The 15,265-nt window shown below is 70.6% G+C and carries 12 protein-coding genes; all 12 read right to left on the bottom strand.

Annotated elements, in window-relative coordinates:
* Positions 1 to 4: 4 nt before the first annotated feature.
* Genes ACTWQO_RS26655 through ACTWQO_RS26600 form a run of 12 tightly spaced genes read right to left on the bottom strand, consistent with a single transcriptional unit; the run spans position 5 to position 15,262 of the window.
* Positions 5 to 538 carry a phage baseplate assembly protein V gene (locus ACTWQO_RS26655; protein WP_443239894.1) on the bottom strand — a complete coding sequence of 178 codons (534 nt, stop codon included), beginning with the start codon at positions 536 to 538 and terminating at the stop codon, positions 5 to 7.
* Between the two features lie 46 nt (positions 539 to 584).
* On the bottom strand, positions 585 to 1,676 hold the full coding sequence (locus tag ACTWQO_RS26650; RefSeq protein ID WP_443239921.1) for a hypothetical protein: 1,092 nt from the start codon (positions 1,674 to 1,676) through the stop codon (positions 585 to 587).
* A gap of 43 nt (positions 1,677 to 1,719) precedes the next feature.
* Positions 1,720 to 2,094, bottom strand: coding sequence for a hypothetical protein (locus ACTWQO_RS26645; protein WP_443239893.1), 375 nt, complete (start codon positions 2,092 to 2,094; stop codon positions 1,720 to 1,722).
* A 7-nt stretch (positions 2,095 to 2,101) separates the two neighbouring features.
* Entirely contained in the window at positions 2,102 to 2,788 is a 687-nt protein-coding gene (locus ACTWQO_RS26640) for a hypothetical protein (protein ID WP_443239892.1), read from the bottom strand.
* Positions 2,785 to 3,477, bottom strand: a complete 693-nt coding sequence (locus ACTWQO_RS26635; protein ID WP_443239891.1) for a hypothetical protein — start codon at positions 3,475 to 3,477, stop codon at positions 2,785 to 2,787. The genes ACTWQO_RS26640 and ACTWQO_RS26635 overlap by 4 nt, the downstream gene beginning before the upstream one ends.
* A gap of 33 nt (positions 3,478 to 3,510) precedes the next feature.
* Positions 3,511 to 9,984, bottom strand: coding sequence for an eCIS core domain-containing protein (locus ACTWQO_RS26630; RefSeq protein WP_443239890.1), 6,474 nt, complete (start codon positions 9,982 to 9,984; stop codon positions 3,511 to 3,513).
* On the bottom strand, positions 9,981 to 10,271 hold the full coding sequence (locus ACTWQO_RS26625; protein ID WP_443239889.1) for a hypothetical protein: 291 nt from the start codon (positions 10,269 to 10,271) through the stop codon (positions 9,981 to 9,983). The genes ACTWQO_RS26630 and ACTWQO_RS26625 overlap by 4 nt, the downstream gene beginning before the upstream one ends.
* A gap of 17 nt (positions 10,272 to 10,288) precedes the next feature.
* Positions 10,289 to 12,280, bottom strand: coding sequence for an ATP-binding protein (locus ACTWQO_RS26620; RefSeq protein WP_443239888.1), 1,992 nt, complete (start codon positions 12,278 to 12,280; stop codon positions 10,289 to 10,291).
* Between the two features lie 33 nt (positions 12,281 to 12,313).
* Positions 12,314 to 13,135, bottom strand: coding sequence for a Pvc16 family protein (locus ACTWQO_RS26615; RefSeq protein WP_443239887.1), 822 nt, complete (start codon positions 13,133 to 13,135; stop codon positions 12,314 to 12,316).
* Between the two features lie 48 nt (positions 13,136 to 13,183).
* Positions 13,184 to 13,921, bottom strand: coding sequence for a hypothetical protein (locus ACTWQO_RS26610; RefSeq protein WP_443239886.1), 738 nt, complete (start codon positions 13,919 to 13,921; stop codon positions 13,184 to 13,186).
* On the bottom strand, positions 13,914 to 14,714 hold the full coding sequence (locus ACTWQO_RS26605) for a hypothetical protein (protein WP_443239885.1): 801 nt from the start codon (positions 14,712 to 14,714) through the stop codon (positions 13,914 to 13,916). The genes ACTWQO_RS26610 and ACTWQO_RS26605 overlap by 8 nt, the downstream gene beginning before the upstream one ends.
* 23 nt (positions 14,715 to 14,737) lie before the next feature.
* Complete coding sequence (locus ACTWQO_RS26600; protein WP_004003113.1) at positions 14,738 to 15,262, bottom strand: phage tail protein; 525 nt, start codon at positions 15,260 to 15,262, stop codon at positions 14,738 to 14,740.
* Positions 15,263 to 15,265 lie beyond the last annotated feature (3 nt).

The following is a 15,265-nucleotide window of genomic DNA, read 5'->3' as shown; positions in this document are numbered from 1 at the left end:
GTTCCTAACGCTTCGAATCCACGGTCAACTGGCCCTCGTTGACGGTGACCCTGCCGTCCTTGAGGGTGATCCGGGCCGGACCCGAGGCGATGACGATCGCCTCTTCGGTGATCCGGATGAACGCGCCCCCCTTGGCCTGCAGCAGAATCCCCTCGTCGGGTCCCGTCACGTCGTTCATCACGATCTTGTGCGCGAGCTGGGTCTGCACGACGACCGGCTTCAGGGCCGATGGCCGCGCCAACTCCCGTTGCGCGTCGGGGGGAAGCTCGGTGCGCTCGCCCCACCAGCAGCCCGTCCAGATCGGAAAGCTGGGGTCGCCCTGCTCGAATTCGACCCACACGCCGGCGTCCTTCGGCGGCACCACGAACTGCCCTGCTTCCTCGCCGGTGAACGGCAGGCAGGGCAGCGCCCAGGTGGAGGGCTCGTCGCCGAGCACATCGGGGACCTGGACGGTGATCCGTCCGATGCCCAGGGGATCGTTGTTGTCGATCACCCGGCCCCGGAACTTGCCCATGTACCGGTTGTTCGCTGCCGCCATGCTGAACTGCTCCTGTTTCTCGGATTCTTCGGGGTGTGCTCCGCCGTCACGGCCGTACTGTGTCGCCGCGCGCGACGAGGCCCTCCCTGGAGAGCGTGAAGTTCTGGGTGAACGAACCCGGGCGCAGCGTGTGCGTCACGGACTTGACGTAGTAGTCGCCGTCGTACATCGCCCCGGAGCCACGGACGCCGACGAGGCTGCGCGGGTGGAGCAGATAGCCGTGCCGGGTGACGTCGAGGGAGCCGGAGCCGGTGATGACGTCAGCGGAAGTGGCGGCCCGAGCCAGGAGTTCGGCCTGCGCCTGCTGGATCTGCTGCTTGGCCGTGCCGGTCAGGGTCCTGCGCTTCAGCGCGGGGGTGGGGCGGCGGCCGAGCGGCGGTCGCAGCGGGCTGATCGATGGCTGGCCGAGCAGCGTCGCCTGCCGGTTCGCCGGATCCTGCCAGCGCGCCTGGGGCTCCTCGCGGGCGGTCCCGTCGTACGCGAACGTCAGCTGATCGACGGTCGAGTTGGGGCCCATGTTGACGTTGAGGGCGTGCTGTCGAGTGCCGAGCCGCACCTCGGGCCCCCAGTACGCGGAGGACTGCCCGGGCGTGGGCCCCGGCTCCAGATAGAAGGCGTACCCGTTCGCCTGGGCCAGCTCGTTCACGTACTGCAGATCGGTGCCGGCCTGGTAGTGGACCCGCAGCTGCTCGTGCGGGGGTTGCAGGATCTGCTCGTCCTTGACGTCGGGCCGGATGCCGTAGTCGCGGTAGCGGCCGAGGATCGCGTGGACGCGGCGGGAAGGGGCGAGATTGGGGTAACGGTCAGTTCGCTCCTCCAGGTCCATGAGCAGGGTCAGGTCTTCGCCGGTCACGGTGAGGGTGGTCTGCCCCGGCTGGTTACTGGCCCCGACTTCCTGCCGGACGATGAGCCCGTCGAAGAGGACCTGAGGAGTCCCACGCACACTGACGCTCACGATGATCCGCGTCTTGGGATCGAAGAACCCCTCGGGCAGCAGATTCCGCTGAATGAGCCCGCGTTTGCTGAGGTCGAAGGCCATCTGGAAGCCGCTGCGCTCCCCCGCCGTGACGGTGATCTGCGCGGAGAGCAGGGCCTCCATGACCTCGGCGGGCACGGGCCGGGTGAGCTTGGGGCCCATGTGCAGGGTCATGTGGACGGGCCCGGCCCCGACGGGCACTTCCTCAGGCACGCCGGCCTCCCTGCGGGAACCCACCGGGCAGCGGTACGTCCACGACCCGGCCGGGCTCGTCGGTCAACTCGCGTGGATCGAGGGCGGGATTGGCGTCCGCTATCTGCCACCACTGCCCCGGGTCACCGAAGTACCGCTGCCCGAGCAGATCCGGCCGCTCGCCCTCGCGGACCGTGTGCTCCTCGGTCTCCTGCGCATCGAGCGGGGGCAGCAGCCGGCGCTTGGTGTACCGCACTTCGGTGCCATCCTCGGTGACGTGCACCCCGATCTCCGCGTCGTGATACCGGCTGGAGCGGGGGTAGGGGTGGGCCCCGGGTATCGCGTCCAGAGCGCTCTCGTACGGCTGGATGCCGTCGTTACCGGCCATGTCGGTGTCAGCCCCTTCCCAAGGTGACGGCGCCGCGCCCGCTCAGCCCGAGCGCACCGAGGCTGCCGCCACGGGCAGAGGCGGCGAGCCGCTCCTTCTGCGCGAGGTGCGCCATGTACAGATCGGCACCGCGGTGCCCGGCGGGCAGGTCGCTGACGCTCAGCACCTTCAGCCCGATGCTCAGGCTCGCGCGGATCGGATTGAGGTTGACGTCGAAGGCGGACTCGTTGATGGACAGCTCGGTGAGGCGCACGGGGAGCACGCGCTTGCTCCCCCAGGTGAAGAGCGTCAACGGCATCTCGATCGGTGTGATCTCGATGGTCCCCTTCTGCGTCTGCTTCGCCGCTTCGCGGAGCTGGGCGGTGGTGGGGTGCACGAGCATCTCGAGCGTGGCGAGCTGGGGGTGGATGCCGTCGGGCGCGGCGATCTCGAGTTGATCGGTGGCGTCGATCTCGGCGGTGAACTTCCAGGTCTCCTCGGCGGGACCCTTCAGGCGGAGCGCCTCATTCCGGTCGCCACTGCCTGTCCCGCCGCCTTCGCCGCCCTGACCCCCGGCGGCCTGCGGCGCGAGCGAGCGCTCCAGGGTGTCCGGGTTGAACTGCAGCACGATGACGCGCTGGGGGGAGCCGGTGTCGGGGTCGACTACGACCAGGCCGGAGCGGATGGGTTTGGGGATGTCTGCGTAGCGGGTCATGACCCCTCCTCATTGCCCGTGTCCACAGCATCCGCCGTGACCTCGTCAATCAAATAGATGGGCGGGTCGGAGAACTCCACGCCGTGGGAGACAAGGGTTTGGGTGACTTTCCCTCCGAAGACCAGGGAGGGTGCGACCGGGTACGTTTCCCCACTCACTTCATAACTGTCCGACCAAGCAATTCCATGTTGCCCGAGGAAGTTAAGGTTTCGCTTCGTGAGCACCATCCGCCCATCATGCGAGATCATCCAAAGTCCGGTCGTACCCTGCTCCAACCCGAAGGTGGTGACAAGCGACACCGGTTCCGGTAGCCGGGGCGCCTGCACAAGCTCCCAGAGTGGGCTGCCTTCTCGCTCGACCCATTCCACATCCCTGCTGAGCGGTGCCAACAATGCGAGCAGAGCACGGTTCGCCAGCGTGACTTCTTCGTCGTCCGTCTCCAGGAGCACAGGGAAGTCCTCCCGTACGTCCGCCTCACCCTCCGGGTTGAGGGGCAGCAACGCCCCGTAGTTCTCGGGCTGATCGGTGTCGTCCGGACGGAACTCGTGGAGCAGATAACACTGGATCCCACGCTGTCGCAGCTCTGCGTATGCCTGCAGAACCGCCTCCGCTGATCCGGTCCATTGACCGGGGCGTCGTGAAGTAGTACCGCTTCTCGTCATGAGCTCCTCAACCTCGGAGCTCGGCATGGTCACAATAAACTGGGTCACTCGCATGGCCGACTACTTTCTGATCTGCTGAAAAAGTCCGCGTCCCTTGTCAATCTCTTCTATTCGGTACCCGAGAACGCGGATGCAGGCGAGCCCCCACTTGCGATGCGTTTCCGGAGAAGCACCGGTGTCCTTGAGGAATTTTCGGACCGACTTGCTTCCCGTGGACGGCAGCAGCGTGCCGTCTGGCGCCTGGACACCCGATTGCTTCCGTGCCATCCAGACATTGAACTCCTGGTTCGCATAATCCCTGGAGTACGCCAAGTTCTTGACGGTGTTCGGCCCGCTGGCCACCTGCTCATGAATGTGATGCCAGTTCCACTTACGCCCCCCGGGATTCTTGAACTTGTAGGCCTTCCGATAGTTGAGTGACTGGCGCGCATCCGGATCATACTGGGACCAGGGATCGCCGTTCCTGATCTGTTCGAAACTCCTGCCGTACTTGAAGTTTCCAGGTTTGGCGATCTTGCTCCATGCCCCCTTGTTCTTGATTGTCACATCGAACTCGGCCGGACCCTCCTTGCCATGACCGTAGAAGGAGAACGTCTTCTTTCCCACACTCTGGATCTGCCCCATGTACCACCCGGCACCGGGGCGTTTGGCGAATACCTTCATACGAGAATAGGGAGGCGGGTTCTTGTCCTCTTCTTCTTTCTCGGTCTTGTTCCTGTCGTAAACGACGGCACCCTGCTTGGACGACTCCACCTGATTTTTTGGCGCCTCGGCCTGCAGCCCCGCCGGGGACTGCTCCTCCGACTCTTCGATTTGCTGGTCGGAAGTCTCCGGGCGCTCCATGTCCTCGGGCTGCGCTTCCTTGTCCGACGGCTGTACACGCACACCGTCGATCCCGAGATCGCGCCCTGGATTGAGCGTTACGTCGAAGTCGACGACAGGATTCCCACTTGCGGTGAGACTGGTCAGGCGGTAGTGGCGGCGTAGTGCGTCAAGGGTGGGGCGAAGGACGCGTTCCGGGATTCCTCGCGTGAGGCGTTCTTTGAGATTCCGACGCAGGCGCGGGAGGATTCGGTTCAAGCGCTCCTGCTTGGAATCCTGGGACTTCTCGTCCTTACGCCGTCGATCCCGATCCTGCCTCTTGCGCTGTTGCTGTCGCCTCTTGTCGTCGCGCAGCCGGTCCTTCTTCTTCTTGAAGAGATCGCGAAGCCTCTTCGCACCGTCCTTCAGCGCCTTCCCGAGCTTCGACTTCTTCAGTTTGTTGCCGAGGGTCTTCGCCGCGTTGCCGACCTTCTTCAAGGCGGACTTGACCGCACCCTTGGCCTTCGACAGGGCCTTCTTGGCAGGGGACTTGGGCTTCTTGGGCTTCTTCGGCTTGGGGCCCTCGATCTCCTTTTTCTTCTTGGGGCTCGGGGCGTCGGGGGTCTTGTCCCCGGTCGGCGTCTTGTCCCTGCTGCCCGGCGTCTTGTCCTTCGACGGCTCCGGCGTGCGGTCCTTGTCCGGCGTGCGGTCCCTGTCGGGCGTACGGTCCTTGCCCGGTGCCTCCGACTTCGCCGGCCCCGCATCCTTAGGCTTGGCCGCCGCCCCCGGATCCGCCTTGGCCGGCCCCTTGGGCGTAGCCGCATCCTTGGGCTTCACCGGCGCCTTCGGCGCAGGAGACGTCGCGCCCTTCGGCTTGGGCGTCGCCGCCCCCGGTGCGGCAACCTTCTGGTTCGCGTTCCGCATCGCGCCCCGCGCGTTGTTGACCGCGTCGCCCGCCGCCTGCTTGCCGCCCTTCCCGGTCCGCTTCAGGCCGTTCATGATCTTCTGCGACATGTCCTGGAGGCGTTCGCCGACGCCCTTCGTGGCCGAGGACAGACGGATCATCAGGAAGTTGGCGATGAAGTCCAGCAGGGCGACAACTCCCGCCGCGACCGCCTCCGCGAAGAGACAGGCCGCCGGACCGGCCTTCACTGCCTTCAAGTACGCCCAGAACTTCGAGAACGCCGTCAGGATCGAGCTGATGCTCTGCCACGCCGCCATCAGGCCTTGGACGATGGTCAGGATGGCGCCCGCCGCGGGGACCAGCATCGAGACGACCTTCTCGATGACCAACGAGGCGATCATCATCGGCAGGGAGGCGACGATCGCGTCCCACGCCATCTTGCCGATCTGCTTGAGCGAGACGCAGCCCTTGACGAGGACGTTGATGACGGCCTTGCCGAGGCCGAGGATGCCCTCGACCTTGGTGTCGAACCACCGCTTGACGGCGACCTTGATGGCGCCCCAAAGGTGGTCGGTGATGCCGGACTTCGCGGACGAGCCGGCCTTGGCGAGCCAGCCGCCCGGGTCCGGGGCGATGTCCGCGATCAGCGCGGCGAACTTGCCGAGCGCCTCGATCGCGGCCTGCGCGAACTTGATCGCGCCCTCGATCACCGCCTGGTAAGCCTTGATGACCAGTTTGACGCCCGCCTCAAGGGCGGTCAGCAGTGCGTTCAGGCCCGCGGCCAAGGCGTCCAGTAGGGCGTTGACCGCCTTCTTCAGGCCGTCCGCCAGCTGATTGACGGCCGAGATGGCCGCGTCCCGCATCCCCTCGATCGCCTTGCGGAACTTGTCCCGCAGTTCGGGGAAGGCGGCGAGCAGCACGTCACCGATCGCGATCAGGACGTCGGCGAGCGCGTTGATCGCGGAGATGGCCAGGTCGCGGACGAAGTCGATCGCCGCGTTGGCCCACTCCTTGAACTGGTCGATGATCCCGTTGACGGCGGCCCGCGCCGCCTCGAAGACCGCCGTGACCGCGTCGAGCAGAGCACTGAAGAAGTCACCGACCGCGTCGGCGAGCATGCCGAAGAATCCGCCGGAGGGCTTCTCCTCCTCCTTCTTCTTCTCGGCCTCCTTCTCGGCGTTCTCCCGCTCGGTGTCGATCTTCTCGTTGTCTTTGTCCTTGCGGTCCGCGACCTCCTTGTCCTTCTCGTCGCGGGCCTTGACGATCTCCTTGTTCTTCTTGCCGTGCTCCTCCTCGGACTTGGTGTCCGCTTCCTCGACCTTCTTGTCCTGCTCGGACCGCCACTGCTCACGCTGGACCTGGGTCTCACGAGCGACCTTGCCCCGTTCGGCGGTCTGCTTCTCCGTGTTCTGGGAGACCTCGCGGTCGATCTCGGCCTGCTTCTCCTGCTTGGCCTGCTGTTCGCCCTGCCGCTGCTCCTGCTCCTTGGCGGCGAGGTCGCCCTGCGCCTGCCCGGCGGCACCGCTGATCTCGCCGCCCTTCTCCTCCTGGGCGACCTTGCCGACCCCGGCCTTGGGCGGCGACATGGCCCGCAGCGCACCGCCCTTGCCCCCGCCGGGGCCGCCGGAGGCCTTGCCGGTGAGCTGTTCCTGCGGCGCGTCGGGGAAGATCTGGTCCTCGCCCATCGGCTTGGCCGCGTCGTCACGGCCGGTCGCCTGGATGTCGGACTGCTTCTCCTTGAGCGCCTTCTGCTGGTCGTCCGTACGGGTCGGGTCGCTGGCGCCCTCCAGACGGATCTTCGGTGCCGGTCCGACCGTCTTGTTCTCCAGGGCCGGGTCGCGCGTGGGCACGGCGTCGGCCGCGGCCTCCACGTTCTGCGCCTCGGCCTCGCTGAGCCCCTCCGTCGGCACGGCGGGAGGCGGCGGCGGAGGCGCGCTCGGCTTCTCGCCCGCGGCCTTCTCGCTGCCCTTGGCCTTCTGCTTGTCGGCCTGGTCCTCCGGGCCGAGCTTCTCCACCTTGCCGGTGACCGGGGCCGCCGCGGGCGCCGCCTCCGGCGGTGCCGAACGGGTCTGCGGCGCGCCCGAGGGCCGTTCCCGCGTGGGCGGGGCGGAGTCCAGGCGCTGCTGCTCCTCGCTGATCTTCTTGTCCGCGGCCTGGTCCACTCCGGGCATGGCGGCGGCGGCCTGGTCCGGCGCGAGCTTGCTCACGGTCTGGACGGCGGCCTTCGGGTCCTGTCCGGAGACGTCCGGCGGCTCCTGCTTCTTCTCCTCGGCCGCGGCCTGACCACCGCCACCGCCACCGCAACTGGCGCCGCCTTCGGGCTCGGCGGCCGGTTCGGGCGGCGCACAGCCCCCGCCGTCCTTCTCCAGGGACGCCTCGGGCTGCGGAGCCGGCGCCTGGGCTGTGCCGGGTGCCTGTTCGGGGGAAGCGGCCGGACTGACCCCGGTCTGCGCGGCGGACGGCGCGGCACCGGGCCCGGCTGCCGCCGTCGGCCCGGGCGTCTTCTCGCTGCCGCCGACCGGAGCGCGCGGCGCGGCCACGGGCCCGGACTCCTGCGGCACCTGCGACTTGGCCTTGGGAGCCTCCCGCTCCGGCTTCGGCGGCGCGGCGGCGCGCCGCGCGGCCGGTGACGGGTTGCGGTCCTCGACCGCCGTCCGCGGAGTGGCGGCACCGGCGGGCTTGCGTACGGGGGCGGGGGCGGCGTTCACCGCGGGCGCGGCCGGTGCGGCGGCTGCCCGCGCCCCTTCCGCCGTACGCTCCGCGGGCTCGGCCGCGGTCCGCGCCGTCCGGGAAGCGGCAGGGCTCCCCTGCTCCTCCGCGTCCGGCCGCTCGTCCTCGTCGCCGGAGCCCGCGTCCGGTTCCTCCTCGGCGCCCGGCTCCTTGGCCTGCTGCTGTTCCTGTTCCTGCGCGGGATCGGGCTTCTCGGCCTCGGGCTCGGGCCGCTCCTTGTCCTCGGTGACCGGGTCGGGGCCGACCTCCTGGTCGAGGGGCTTCTCGGTCTCCTGCAGGTCCTTCGCGCCGCGGTCCTCGGCAAGGGCGGCGGGGCCGCCCTCGGGCTGCGGTGCCTCGCCCTCGACGGGTCCCTCGTCCTGCCCGGGGGCCTTGGTCTCGGGCCCGTCCGCGACCGCGTCGTCACCGTCCCGCTCCTGCTCGTCCTTCTCCCGCTCCCGCTCGATCTTCTCCGCCTTGGTGGGAGGCGGAGTGGGGAAGGAGGGTACGGACGGTTCGGCGGCGCCGGGCTGCAGTTGATCGGCGGTGGGTACGGCACTGAGGTCGAGGTCGGCCTCCGGCAGATGGTCCTCGGGCTTGATCGTCGGCTCGGGCTTGGCCTCCGGTCCCTTCTCGTCGGCCTCGCCGCCCTTGACCTCGTCGTCGGCGCCCGCTTCCAGCCCGAGCGGCTTCTCCTCCTCGCGGACGTCGTCCTCGTGCTCGTCCTTCTCGTGCAGGCCGTGCTCGGACAGCGCCGAATCGCGCTGCTCGGCGCGCTCGTCGACCTTCTCGGCGCGTACGCGGCCGGCCTGTGCCCTGGCCTTCGGGTCCAGTTCCTCCCGCTTGGACCCGGCGGCGGGCTGGGTCTGCTGATCGCGGCGGCGACGCTTGTCGGCCCCGGGAGCGGAGGCCTGCTGGGGGTCGGCCTCCTCGCGCTCGCGCTGTTCCTTGCGCTCCTCCTTGGCCTCCTCGGCGCCCTCCTGCTGGCCCTCCGTACGCCGGTCGGCGGCCTCGTCGACGCGTTCGCGCTCACCGGAGGCCTGCTCGTCCTCCTGCCGCTGCTCCTCCTCGGCCCGCTCCCGCGAGGCGGCCCGCTCGTCCTCCTGCTCCTTGCGCTGCGCGGCCTCCTGGTCCTCGGCCGCCACGTCGGACTGGGCCCTGCTCTGCTGCGAACCGGCTTGCTGGTCGCGGTCCTTGGCGTCCTTCTGCTCCTCGCGGGCGTCCTCCGCGCGCTGGTCGTCGGAGCCGCGGCGTGTCTCCTCCTGCCGCTTCCACTGAGTGCGTTCGACGCCGAGTTCCTCGAAGAGGTCGATCTCGGGCAGCGGCACATCGCCGGGCTGCAGGTCGAGCGGCCCGGAGGACGCCGACTCCTCGAAGAGGTCGAGGAGCCTCTCGTACTCGGAACTGAGCAGCCGCTGTTCCAGCCGGTCGAGGACCGGTTCCGCCAACCGGTCCGACATCCGGCCCAGTTGGAGTCGCACCCGCCCCGAGGCGTCGGTCGGATCGCCGCGCAAGGAACGCAGCACGTTGCCCGCGAGCCGGTCCACCAGGGTCGCCGGGTCGATCGCCTCGGCGCGCATCCGGTCGGCGTCGACGGTGGTGTAGCGCAGCCAGCCGGGGGTGGCCTGGCCCTCCTCCACCTGCGGAGCTTCTTCTGAGGCCTGCACGACGGCCTGGGCCGCCGCCTCCGCCTCCCGCTCGATGGCCTGCTGCGGCAGGCTGACGGCGCCCAGTTCCCGGCCCGCGCGCAGCGTGCCGAGGCCGTGCGGGTTCTGCACGGTGTGCTGGAGCTCGTGGGTGAGCAGGCGCCGGCCCTCGTCGGTGCCGGGCTTGAAGGCGCCCTCGCGGAAGAAGACGTCCTGGCCGACGGCGACCGCGTCCGCGCCGAGCAGCTCGGTCAGCTGTCCGGCGTCCCGGCCGGTGTGCAGCCGGACCCGCCCGAGGTCGTGGCCGAGCTGTTCCTCCAACTCCCGCCGCAGGCCGGGGTCGAGAGGCTGGCCGGCACCGCTGACGATGTTCTTCGGTTCGGGCGTACGGGACTTGGCGGCCCGTTCCTTGCGCTTGCGACGCCGCTGCTCGGCGGTCTGTTCGGCACGGGCGTCCTGGGTCTGGGAACTCACCGGCTCACCTCCCCGTGACCGCTCAGTCCTTCGTGCACGACGCGCGCCAGCTCCTGGCCGAGCCGCCGCGCGGACAGCCCGGCGGGCAGGGACGGCAGCGCGGACAGGGCGTCGACGGACAGGGGGCCGTCCGCGGCCAGCGGCACGCCGTGCAGCCGTACCAGCCGGGTCAGTTCGTGCTCGAAGGCGGCCGAGACCCGCTCGGGGTCGGCCCGGAAGCCGTCGAGGGCCAGCTCGCCGATCTCGACGCGGATCGCCGAAGGCCCCTGGCCCCGGGGGGAGTTCACACCCGAGTTCACACCCTTCACACCCATCCACGGACCTCCGTCGGCGTCAGGGAGCGCTCCAGCTTCAGATACTCGGTGCGGGCGGCGGCCAGCATGTGCCGCATCTGGAGCCGGTCGCCCTCCTCGGCGGCGAGGAAGGCCCCGGACAGGGCGATGTTGCGGATGGAGCCGCCGGCGACGGTGAGCTGGGCGAGCAGCCCGGGGTCGATGTCCTTCACGGGCGCCTGCGGCGGCAGCACGCGCCGCCAGATCTCGGCGCGCTCGTGCTCGGCCGGGAAGGGGAAGTCGACGACGAAGCGGATGCGTCGCAGGAAGGCCGTGTCGAGGGCGCTCTTCATGTTGGTGGTGAGGATGGCGAGGCCCCGGTAGGCCTCCATGCGCATCAGCAGATAGCTGACCTCCAGGTTCGCATACCGGTCGTGGCTGTCCTTCACCTCGCTGCGCTTGCCGAACAGGGCGTCGGCCTCGTCGAACAGCAGGAGCGCGCCGCCGCGTTCGGCGGCGTCGAAGACACGGCGGAGGTTCTTCTCGGTCTCGCCGATGTACTTGCTGACCACCTGGGAGAGGTCGATGACGAAGAGGTCGAGACCGAGTTCCTTCGCCATCACCTCCGCGGCCAGGGTCTTTCCGGTGCCGGAGCCGCCCGCGAACATGGCGGTGACGCCCAGGCCGCGGCGCAGGGTGGCGCCGAATCCCCATTCCTGGTGGACGGTCGCCCGCTGCCGCACATGCGCGACGATCTCGCGCAGCACGCTCGTCTGCCGCTCGTGCAGGACGAGGTCGCCCCAGCCGGCCTGCGGTTCGATCCGCCGTCCCAGCTCGTCCATGCCGATCCGGGCCTCGTCGAGCCCGGCCCGCCAGGCGAGTTCGGCGGCGTCCAGCTCGTCCTCCTGCGGGAGCCGGCGCCGTACGGTGGCCGCCGCGGACCGCACGACGTGCGGCGGCAGCTGGAACTGGGCGACGAGGGAGCGCAGTTCGCCCTCGTCCAGGTCGAGCTCCTCGAACGCGTCGGTCCACAGGCCGAGTTGTTCCTCGTCGTCCATCAGGGGTACGGCGATCCGCGCGCCGTACGAGCGCTCGGACCGCAGCGGGTCCTCGCTCGACACGACGACGGGTACGGCGGCCCCGGCCAAGAAGGACTCAGTGGCGGCCCGCTGGTCGCGGTCCAGGTCGCCCGCCTCGACGAGCAGCGCGGCGGGCAGCAGGATCGCCTCGCGCTGCCACAGCCGGGCGAGCCGGTCGCGCTCGGCGGGGTCGGTCGGGACGTCCTCGGCGCTCATCGAGTAGAGCCCGAGCCCCGAGCGGGCGGCCGCCGCGGCGCCGATGTCGGCCCGGCTGCGCAGATCACCGCCTGTGAGCTCGACGAGCGGTGACTCGGTGCCGTTCGTCCAGCCCTCGGCGAGCCGGGTGGCCGCCAGGTCGTAGGCGGGCGGCAGCGACTGGGGCACCGGGGTGCGGCGCAGCTGGCCGTGCAGCCGGGTGTCCAGATAGGGCGAGCCGAGCAGGAAGTGCAGGATGCGCTCGTCGAGCCGGAGCCGGGACAGCGTCAGCCGTGACTCGTCGTCGAGTTCGACGATCCGCCAGCGCCGCAGCGGCGCCACCGGGGTGAGCGCGCTCCAGTGCGGCTCGGCCAGCGCCGCCAGGGCCAGCGAGAAGGTCGGGTACGCCCGCTCGGGGTCCCCGCAGGCGGCGGCGCACCGGGCGGCGGTCGTGGGCTCCAACTCCTGTGCGGCGGCGAGGAGTACGAGGTCCCGCTCGAAGGGCGTGAGCCCGAAGCAGGCGAGAAGGGCTTCGAGGGGGGCGGTGCCGGGGCCCGCGGCGGGAACCAGGGAGGTGGCGGGTGTCGCGCCGTTTCCGGCGGCGGGTGTCTGGCCGTCTCCGGCAGCCGCAGCGGATGTGTCGCTCTCCGCGGCCCGCGCCGCGTGGGCGTCGACACGGGCCAGGACGCGCTGGATCTCCGCGGTGAGCGTGGCCGCGCTCGCCTGCCCGCTGTGCTCGTTCGTCCCCATGTCCTCACCTGCCCCCGTTGTTTCCATGCCGTCTCAGTCCTGTGCGGGCTTGGGCGCCCGGGGTGTCGTCTTGCGGGCGCGCGCCGGGGACTTGGCGGCGGTCTTGGCGACAGCCTTCGTCGCCTTCTTGGCACCTGAGGGTGCGGGCTCTTCGGCCGCCGCCTTCACCACCGCCCCGTCCGGCACGGCAGCCGGCGGTGTCTCGGGCCTCGGTTCCGCCCCCGGAGGGACCGGCGCGCCCGGCGCCCCGAAGGGCAGCACCCGCACCTCGGGCCGCTCCACGGGCTTGCCAGGGACCGGGCCCTCGCGGCCGTCGATGAAGACCAGGGCCGCCTGGTAGACGACCGACAGCGCGTACGGCGTCTGGTAGAGCATCCCCCACAGCTTCGACGTCTCGTCGACGTCCATCACGGTCGGCGTGAACCGCACCCGCTGCGCCGCCTCGGCGAGATCGCTGCCCGCCAAGTAGGGCCGCTCACCGGCCTGTTCGATGACGTCCTTCGGCAGCACCGGAATCTCGTGCAGCGTGCGCACGACGGAGCCGATCAGCCGCTGGCCGACCAGTTCCTTCTCGTCGCCGTACGCACTGATCAGGAAGTGCAGGTCGAGCGCCGCCGCGGGCCGCTTGACGAGCGTGCCGTCGGCCGCGCGGGTCGGCAGATCGTTGTTCCGCTGCGAGGTGTTGGGCGTGACCTGGTACAGGAACACGGAGATCGTGGGCTGGTCCAGCTGCGGGTCGGCCGGCGGCTTGCGCGGCTCGACCTTGACGGCCTCGCCGAACTCCGGCCCCACGTTGTTCTCGATCAGCAGGGCGAGGGCCTGGGTGACATGGGCGATGGCCAGTGCGTTGCTCATGACGTCAGTTCCTCGGCTTCTCTCGTCCTGCTGCTGTGGGCGTACGGCTCACTCGTGCCCCCGTGCCAGGTAGTCGGCGAGGCTCACGGTCGCGGCCTGCCGCGGCGCCGCCCCGGCCCGCGGCCGGGCGCCGTTCGCGGAGGGCGCCGCCGTGACCTCCAACCGCCCGATCTGCACCTGCACCACCTGCTCGGCCGCCCGCCCCGGACGCCGTGCCGCGGCCTGCCGTACGGCCTCGCGGGCCGCCGCCGTCTCGGCCGCGCTGGGACGCAGGGCCGGTGGTGCGGTGCGGGGGGCGGCGTCCGTACCCGGGGGGATGGGCACGGACGCCGCGGTCCGGGACGTGTCCTGGTCCCCGCGGCCCGGGCCCGCCGTGCGCCGGGTGGCGTCCGGCACGGCACGCGGGCCCGGCGTGACCGGCGTGGCGGGGCGCAGCAGGGGTGCCTCCGCCACGACGGGAGGCATGTTGCGCACCACCGGGTCGGCGAGTGCCCGTTCGGTGCGTACGATCGTCCGCTCGCGTTCCGTGCGCGGTCCCGCCGGGGCAGGCGCCGGGCGCGGTACGTCCCGCGGTGGGGCGGCCGTCGGGGCCGGGGCCGGCCACAGCAGGTCGGTGCCGTCCGGGTCCGGCGCCCCGGCCCGTACCGCCTCGATCCGCTCGAACGGGCCGGGCAGCCGGGGCTGTACCCGCACCACACCCGGCCGCGGCGCCGCGGCTGGGGCGGCGTGCCGGGCGAGCAGCCGGTCGAGGAAGTCGGGGACCGGCGCCCCGTCGGCGTCAGACATCCGCACACAGCTCCAGGTAGTAGCGGCGCCGCAGCGGGCTGAGCGCCAGGATCTCCGGCTCGCTCCATCCGTAGGCGGTGGCGAGCAGATGGACGTCGAGCAGCACGTCCCGTGCCCAGGCGTCCAGTTCGGTCCAGAGGTAGGAGGCGATGTCCAGTTCGGCCCGGGTGGCCTGCCCGCACTCGGGGCAGGCCACGTTGAGCGTCACGTCGGCCCCCGGGTCGGCGGCCTCGACCGCCTCGGCGATCCGGTGCTGCACGGGCGCGGGCAGCGCGTCGGCGGGGCGGACCTCGCCGGCGTACGCGGCCGAGACCAGGCACCGCGCGATCAGCTCCCCGCGCGGGTCCGCGGCCCGGGCCGCCGCCGTCAGGTCGGCGACGCCGGGCAGCCGGAACTCGACCTCCCAGCCGCCCTCGGACACCCGCACCAAGCGCTCCGCTGGATGGGCCGCGATCTGTTGTTCGTCGGCTGCGGCGCCGTCGTGGCTGGTCGCGCAGTTCCCCGCGCCCCTTTGGGTCGCTGCCGAACCGTTTCCGGCGAACTCCCCGGCGTCCAGGTCGAACTCCATGTCCTCGCCGCACGCCGTGCACGCGAGCCGCACCTGCATCCGCTCGCCGAACAGCGCCCGGCGCAACGCGAACAGGTCCGACTCGCGCTCCCCGACCGGAAGCCGGGGCAGGGTACCGGCGTCGAGGTCCGGGCGCGCGGTGCCGTGCAGCAGCAACGCGCGCCCGGCCGGCGCCGCGCCGAGCCCGGCCTCCCAGGTGGCCAGCAGATCAGCCGCCCCAGCCATCAGCTCCCCCAACGTCCTTCAGTTCAGGCCGGGTTGAGGAACGACGGCTCCTCCGGCTCGGGCACCTCATAGTCCCGCTCCCAGCCCTCGCACTCGAGCTTCAGCGACTGGATGGCCACCGCGTTGGCGTTGGCGTCCAGCTCGCCGAGCACCTGGTACTCGCTGGGCCAGGTCCGGTACAGCTTGTGCGAGACGGCGACCTGGCCCGCCTCGTTGAGCACCTGGATCACGATGTCCTTGCGGAAGTCCGCGAGGGACACCTCCGAACCGAGACCCGCCCCGACCTGCCAGACCTTGTTGGCCCAGCGGTCGAACTCCGGGTCGTGGGTGACCCCGCGCTCCAGGGTGATGCCCTCGAACTCCGAGCGGCCGGGCGACTTGCGCGGCGACGACGGGTCGCCGCCGTGCCGGTGCTTGACGACCTCCGTCGTCCGCTTCAGCGGACTGATCTTGCTGATGCCCGCGACCGTACGACCGTCCCAGAGGACCAGGAACTTGAAGTTCTTGTACGGGTCGAACCGATGGGCGTTGACCGTGAACTCTGCCATCGA

The organism is Streptomyces sp. 4N124 (genome assembly GCF_052245395.1).
Taxonomy (GTDB): Bacteria; Actinomycetota; Actinomycetes; order Streptomycetales; family Streptomycetaceae; genus Streptomyces.
The sequence above is the reverse complement of the archived record's forward strand: the minus strand, read 5'-3'. Positions and strand labels throughout refer to the sequence as shown.